The sequence below is a fragment of the Xanthomonas sp. GPE 39 genome, assembly GCF_000963005.1.
Lineage (GTDB): Bacteria > Pseudomonadota > Gammaproteobacteria > Xanthomonadales > Xanthomonadaceae > Xanthomonas_A.
In genome coordinates, this window is the sequence record NZ_JZHZ01000007.1 from 1,599,945 (window position 1) to 1,607,994 (window position 8,050).

Below are 8,050 nucleotides of genomic sequence, written 5' to 3' on the forward strand. Positions count from 1 at the left end.
CGCGCAGATCGTGATCGATCCGATGGAAGCCAATGTCCTCAGCAGAAATGTGCTGCAACGTCTGCCCATCGAGCAACGCGAAGGTCGTGCGCAGCGACGCATGCCGGGCCACGATACGGTCTAATGCACGCTGCAACGCCTGCGTATCCAATGCCCCACGCAAGCGCAGGCCGCCGCTGACGTGATACGCCTGGCTAACGCCCTCGAACTGCGACAGGAACCAGAGCCGTTGCTGCGCAAACGATAGAACGCGCGGTGCATCTGTCTCCAGCGGCAGGATCGGCGGCAAGATCGCGCTGGACGAAGACGCCACACAAGCGGCAAGGTCTTGCAACGTCGCATGCGTAAACAGCTCGGCCACGCCAATCTCGACACCCAATTCCTTGCGCAAGCGCGAAGCGACCCGCACCGCCAGCAGCGAATGTCCACCGAGCGCGAAGAAGTTGTCGCGCCGCCCGATGACCTCTAGACCCAATAGATCGCACCAGATCGCAGCGATGATTTGTTCAATCGCGCCCTGTGGCGCTTCATACGCACACGCCGCATAGGCTGCGGCATCCGGTGCGGGTAACGCCTTCCGATCCAGCTTGCCGTTCGGGGTCAGCGGCAAGTCATCTAGATGTACGTATGCGCTGGGAAGCATGTAATCTGGCAGTACGTCCGATAGCCAATTGCGCAGGGCCTCTGCACCCAGATCTTCAGACATCACGTCCTCGGCACCGACCCAATACGCCACCAGCCGTTTGCCGTTACCTGTCGCATCTTCCAGCGCCACGACCACGCACTCGCGCACATCCGCATGTGCGCTCAACCGCGCCTGGATCTCGCCCAGCTCGATACGAAAGCCGCGCAGTTTGATTTGGTCGTCATTGCGACCGAGATAATCGAGATTGCCATCTGCACTCCAACGCGCCAGATCGCCGCTGCGGTACATGCGCGCACCGGGATATTCCGCGAATGGATCGGGCACGAAGCGTTCGGCGGTCAGATCGGGGCGTCCCAAATAACCGCGCGCCAGCTGTGGTCCGGCGATATGCAGCTGACCGGGCACGCCAATCGGTGCCAATTTCCCGTATGCATCGAGTACGTACAGGCGCAGATGCGCAATCGGTTGACCGATCGGCACGCGACCGTTGCGCGCACGCGCATCGTCGGCAGTGGTCGTATGGACTGCGCAGCCGACCACCGTCTCGGTGGGGCCGTACTCGTTGATGATACGGGTGTGCGGTGCAAGGGCTTGCCAACGGGCTAGCGTGGCCGGCGGCAGGGCTTCGCCGCCGATCACCATGACGGCGGGGCTCAGCGGTGCTGGATGGCCAGCCAATTGCTGACCCAACACTTCCAGATGCGCCGGGGTGAGCTTGACCAACCCCAGCGGGGTCGAATCACACAGGCGTTGCCGCAAGGCATCGAGGGTGTCATGTTCGGGCAGCAGTTCGACCTGGGCACCACACAGCAACGGGGCGAGCAGACTGGTCAATGTGGCGTCGAAGGACAGCGACGAGGACACCACCGCGCTTGGCTGCGGCTGATAGTTCTGCACAGCCCATTGCAGGTAATGCGCTGCACCGGCATGGGTGAGCAAGGTGCCCTTGGGTCGGCCGGTGGAGCCGGATGTGTAGATGACATACGCCAAATGGTGAGCGGTCAAACCATTGGCATGGTGGTCGGAATTGTTGTATGGAAGATGCTCCCAGCGCTCGCCATCGGCGTGTAGATCAACAATAACCGCCGAAGTGGCACTGTCCTCGAACAGACCGCGGCTGGTGGTGTCCGTTAGCACCGCCACCGCGCCGCAATCGGCTTGCATGTAGGCCAGCCGCTCTGGAGGATAAGCCGGATCCAGCGGCACATACGCACCACCGGCCTTCAGCACCGCCAGCAGCGCCACGACCATCTCGACACTGCGCTGTACGCAGATTGCCACGCGATCATCCGGGCCGACGCCCAATTCACGCAGATAATGCGCCAGCCGGTTGGCACGTGTATTCAACTCGGCATACGTCAGCGACACTTCGCCCTGCACTACCGCGATGGCCGAGGGTGTCCGCACCACCTGTGCTTGGAACAATTCATGCACACACGCATCGCGGGTATAATCCGCTGCCGTTGCATTCCACTCCATCAGCAGCTGATGGCGCTCAGCCTCGGGCAGAACATCGAGATCGCGCACCGCCGTTTCAGGCGCATGGACAAGCGCGTCGGCAAGCCCTTCCAGCGCCTTCACCATGAATGCGCAGATCCGTCCCGGAACCAGTGGCCGTTGTGACTGCACCGTCAGTACAAAACCCGAGCCTACATCGTCGATAGAGATTCCAAGCGGATAATTCGTCCGCTCGTGAACTGACAGCATCTGGATTCCCTCCCAGGCCATCGCTTCGGCAGCGCCTTCCGCCTGGACGCTATACCGATAATTCAGTAGTGAGGTAAACAACGGTGCCGGCGCTGGGACATTACTGCAACGCTGCACCAGCGATAGTGGTGCATGCTCATGCCGCAACAGCGCTGCAAGGCGTTGTTGCACTGAACGCACACTCTCCAACACGCTGGACCCATTAATCTCAATCCGCAGCGGCAAAGTATTGATAAACATACCCAGCGCACGGTCGGAGCCCGCGCCGCCCTGCATGCGGCCAAACAACACGGTTCCGAATACAACACGCTCATGACCCGTAGCACGCGCCACCACCTGCGCCCAGGCCAGATGGAACAGGCTGGCCACACTCACGCCAAGTGTGCGTGCATGGCTGCATAACAATGCCGACAGCCGAGCCGGCAGCTCGAACCGCACTTCCTCCACATCCGATCCATCGCTCTGTACATCGGCCAGACCAAACGGCGCACAGGATTCATCCACATCACCGAGCAGCGTGCGGAAATACGCCTCGTGTTCCTCGCGGCTCACGCCAAGTAGCGACTGCGCCACAAAATTGCGGAACGGTACCGAAGGGGGCAAGCTGGCGGCTTCGCCGCATAAGTGACATTTGACTTCTTCTAACACAATCTCCAGCGTGGTGTGATCGAGCGCAAGGTGATGACTGAGTAGCTGCAGCAACCAGCGATCATTCGCCGGATCGTACGCAGCAAAGCCGCGCATCAGCGGTGCCTGACGCACATCCATGCGCCAGTGCCGTGGATCGAAGCGCGATTGCAACTGTGTGGCTACATCGCCATCGGCCTCATCCAGGCAAATCTCCTGGATCATCAACGGCGCATGCCGCCACACGACCTGTACCGGTGCGGTAAGCTCTTCCCAGAGTACCGCCGTGCGCAGGATGTCGTGACGATCGATCACGCGTTGCAGCGCATCGACGAACGCATCCAAACGCGAACGGCTGTCGAACGCGATCAGATTCGGCAGCACATAGGCATCGCCTTCGCGCTGCATTAAGTGATGGAAAAAGATGCCCTCCTGCAATGGGGCGAGCGGATAGACGTCCTGGATATTTTCAGAACCACCAGGCGTCATTTTTGAAATATCTTGAATTTCACCTCTTGATATATTTAATAAAACCCTATTGTCCCGAATAAATTCATCGCCATGCCTCAAGCGATCGAAATTCCCTTTATTTAACTCATTAATTATAGCCTCCTTGTTATTTTTAATTAACTCACGAGCACCTACATCAAGCGCCCCCTTTCTACAAGAAATCCGCAGATTGAGTCCATCATCACTCAATGAGAGAGATATTTTATTTAATTTAAATTCAAGGAATAGATCTGAGATATTCATATGATAACCTCCTCAATTGAATCAGCATCAAAAGAGGATGAGCAATATTTCATTTGATTATTATCACTTAATGGCATGGTATGAGCTGCCAGAGCAACCAACGTTGGCGTAGCGAAAAGACTCTGAATATCGGCCTGTAGACCCAGCTGGCGCATGCGCTCAATCAGCGTCACCGCCAACAGCGAATGTCCACCTAATGCAAAGAAGTTGTCGTGCCGCCCGATCGTCTCCAGACCCAGCAGGTCACGCCAGATCACCGCAATGGCCTGTTCGATTTCACCCTGCGGTGCTTCATAAGCACTCACCACATAGGCAGCACCATCAGGTGCAGGCAATGCCTTACGATCCAGCTTGCCGTTCGAATTCACGGGCAAGCAATCTAGCTGTATATAAGCGGCAGGCACCATGTAATCCGGTAGAGTCGCCGACAGCCAGCTGCGCAAATCCTCTGCACCAAGATGTTCGGAGGTCACGCCCTCGGCACCAACCCAATACGCCACCAGCCGCTTGTCGTTACCCCCTGCCTCTTCCAATGCCACCACCACGCACTCGCGCACGTCCGGATGCGCGCTCAGGCGTACTTCGATCTCGCCCAGCTCGATACGGAAGCAGCGGATCTTGACCTGGTGATCGTTACGCCCCACAAACTCGATCGTCCCATCGGCACGCCAACGCCCCAGATCGCCGCTGCGATACATCCGCGCCGTCGGATCGGCACTAAATGGATCCGTGAGAAAGCGCTCGGCATTCAAATCTTCCCGATTCAAATACCCAAGCCCCACGCCATCGCCTCCGATATACAACTCACCCACGACCCCGATCGGGACTGGCGCGCCGTACCTATCAAGAATGTAGATTTGCGTGTTCGCGATCGGACGACCGATCGGGAGACTTCTTGAGCCATCATCGACACCCTCGATCTCATAAAATGAAGCAAATGTCGTCGTTTCTGTTGTGCCGTAAAAATTCAAGAAATGTTGTGGCCTATCGCCATCCATCACCTTCGCCACTACGCTTGGATCAAGTGCATCGCCGCCGATCAACAGATAACGTAAGCGACCGAATCCAACCTTCATGCTATCGGCATATTGATAAAACAAACCTGTCGACATCCATAATATATTGATCCCTTCACACTCGACTGTTTCTGCCAAGCGTGCCGGGTTCATCAGAACATCGGATTCGATGACGACCAGGCGCGCGCCATTAAGCAGCGCACCCCAGATTTCGAATGTGATCGCATCAAAACTCGGGTTGGCGGCCAAAGCAACACAGTCACTCGGCATGAAGGGAAGATACCCATTGTTCAATACCAGACGATTGATCCCTCGATGCGGGATTTCGACTCCCTTCGGCATTCCTGTCGAACCGGAGGTGTACATGACATAAGCACTCTTACCGCCATGCGAGTGCAATGCTGGACTGTCAGATTGCGCCGCATTCACCGCAGTATCGTCAACGTTGACCCGCAAGACCTCAAGCGGCGCTGGCAGGATGGCATCTGTCACAGCCAACACCATCACGGCACCGCAATCGGCGAGAATGTGGGCCAATCGCTCAGGCGGATAGGCTGGATCCAGCGGAACATACGCCGCCCCCGCCTTGAGTACCGCCAGCAGCGCCACCACCATTTCAATACTGCGCTGCATGCAGATCGCCACGCGATCATCCGGGCGTACACCCAACTTCCGCAGGCAATGGGCCAACTGATTGGCACGTGTATTCAGCTCGTCATACGTCAGCGCCAATTCGCCATGAACAATGGCGATTGCCGCGGGCTCACGGGCCACCTGTGCCTCGAACAACTCGTGCACACAGGCATCGCGTGGATAATCTGCCGCCGTTGCATTCCACTCCATCAAGAGCTGATGGCGTTCGACCTTGCCCAGCAACGGCAGACGGTCCACCGCAAGATCTTCAGCGCCGTCGGCCACCATCGCATCCAACAAATGCCGCCAATGCCCCATCCACCGCTGCAATGTCGCATCCTCGAACAGCGACGTGGCATAGGTCAGACTACCGACAATTCCCTGCTCGCCCTCTGCTAACGACAACGACAGGTCGAACTGCGCACTCGTCTGTGCGATGCCAAGTTCACTGGCGTGGACTTCACCGAGATCTAAAATGCCCTGCGGCGTGTTCTGCCAAGCAAACATCACTTGGAACAGCGGCGCATGCGCCAGACTGCGTGGCGGTTGAATCAGTTCGACCACCTGCTCGAACGGAATATCCTGATGTGCCTGCGCTTGCAGTGTGCGGTTCTTCACCAACGCCAGCAATTGCGCCAGCGTCGGCGAGCCGGACAACTCAATTCGCATCGCCAGCGTGTTGACGAAGAAGCCAATCAATCCTTCGGTCTCATGGCGGCCACGATTGGCCACCGGACTGCCAATCACCAAATCGTCCTGCCCGGACAGACGCGATAGCAGCAACGCCCAACTCGCCAGGAGGGTCATATATAGCGTCAAGCCATGGCGCTGGCTCAGGGCCTTCAACGCCTGTGCCTGCTGCGGATCGACGATGACCTCCAACATCGCGCCGGCATGGTTTTGTCTAGCTGGACGTGCACGATCCGTCGGCAGTTCCAGCAACACCGGCGCATCGGACAGCGTCTCGCGCCAGTAGGTCGCCTGCTGCTCCAGCACATCTCCGGTCAACCACTGCCGCTGCCAGCTTGCATAATCGGCGTATTGAATTGGCAACGTTGGCAGCGGATCGACCTCATCACGTGCAAAAGCTCGATACAGCACGCTCAACTCGTTGATCAAAATTCCCATCGACCATCCGTCCGAGACGATGTGGTGCATCGTGACGAAGAGGACGGATTCATCGTCTGCAAGTCGAACCAATCGGCCACGAATTAATGGGCCTTGCTCCAGTGCAAATGGCGCTTGCGCTTCATCGACTAACAGTTGCTGCAGCGCCACCTCACGATCAGGCACACAGCGCAGATCGTGGTCGATCAAATGGAAGCTATTGTCCTCGTCAGCGATGTGCTGCAACGCCTGCCCATCGAGCAACGCGAAGGTCGTGCGCAGCGACGCATGTCGAGCCACGATGCGATCCAACGCACGCTGCAGCGCCTGCGCATCCAACACACCGAGCAACCTTAGCCCGCCGCTGATGTGATACGCCTGACTGACACCCTCGAACTGCGACAGGAACCAGAGCCGTTGCTGAGCAAACGACAGCACGCGCGGCGCATCCGGCTCCAGCGGCATGATCGGCTGCAAGGCCACACTAGAGGAAGAGGCCACACACTCGGCAAGACGCTGCAACGTCGCATGCGTAAACAACTCGGCCACACCGATCTCGACACCCAGCTGCTGACGCAAGCGCGAAGCGACCCGCACCGCCAGCAGCGAATGCCCGCCGATGGCGAAAAAGTTATCGTGCCGCCCGACCATCTCCAGACCAAGCAGGTCGCTCCAAATTCCAGCAATGGCCTGTTCGATCGCGCCCTGCGGCGCTTCATACGCACGCGCCGCATAAGCCGCGCCATCTGGTGTCGGCAGGGCCTTGCGATCCAGTTTGCCGTTCGGAGTCAATGGCAGGCGATCCAACTGCACATAGGCTGCCGGCACCATGTAGTCCGGTAGCGTGGCGGACAGCCAATTGCGCAATACCTCCGCACCCAGATGGTCGGACGTCGCCCCCTGGCTACCGACTAAATACGCCACCAGTCGCTTGTCGTTGCCGGTGACATCCTCCAGCGCCATCACCACGCACTCGCGCACATCCGCATGCGCACTCAACCGCGCCTCGATCTCGCCGAGTTCAATACGGAAACCACGGATCTTGACCTGGTGATCATTGCGCACAACAAATTCAATCGTGCCATCGGCTCGCCAGCGCCCTAGATCGCCCGTGCGATACATGTGCGCCGTCGGATCGTCACTAAATGGATCCACCAGGAAGCGTTCAGCAGTCAAGTCATCCCGGTTTAGATACCCACGCCCCACGCTATCGCCAGCGATATACAACTCACCCACCACGCCGATGGGAACTGGGGCACCATTCACATCCAAGATGTAGATGCGCACATTGGCAATCGGACGACCAATCGGTGGCGCGCCCATTGCGCTCGGATCGCATTCATGCATGCAGGCACAGACCGTCGCTTCCGTGGGTCCATATGCATTGATTAAGCGCCTTCCTTGACTCCAATATTTCGCGATGCTGGAAGAGAGCGAATCGCCCGCAACAACGATCGTTTGCAAAGAAACAAGTTCTTCAATGTTTTCTACTGTAGGCAACACTGAGGGAGGCAGCGTTGCGTGAGTGATTTCTTTATTTTTTATTATTTCAAATAAATCA

2 protein-coding genes are annotated in these 8,050 nt (G+C 57.7%); both read right to left on the bottom strand.

All coding sequences use genetic code 11. From position 1 onward, the window contains the following. Positions 1-3,469 (bottom strand): non-ribosomal peptide synthetase (locus XALGPE39_RS06700; RefSeq protein WP_161795326.1); only part of this gene is annotated, 3,469 nt, incomplete at its 3' end. Between the two features lie 260 nt (positions 3,470-3,729). Next, positions 3,730-8,037 carry an amino acid adenylation domain-containing protein gene (locus XALGPE39_RS06705; protein WP_343123028.1) on the bottom strand — a complete coding sequence of 1,436 codons (4,308 nt, stop codon included), beginning with the start codon at positions 8,035-8,037 and terminating at the stop codon, positions 3,730-3,732. Positions 8,038-8,050 lie beyond the last annotated feature (13 nt).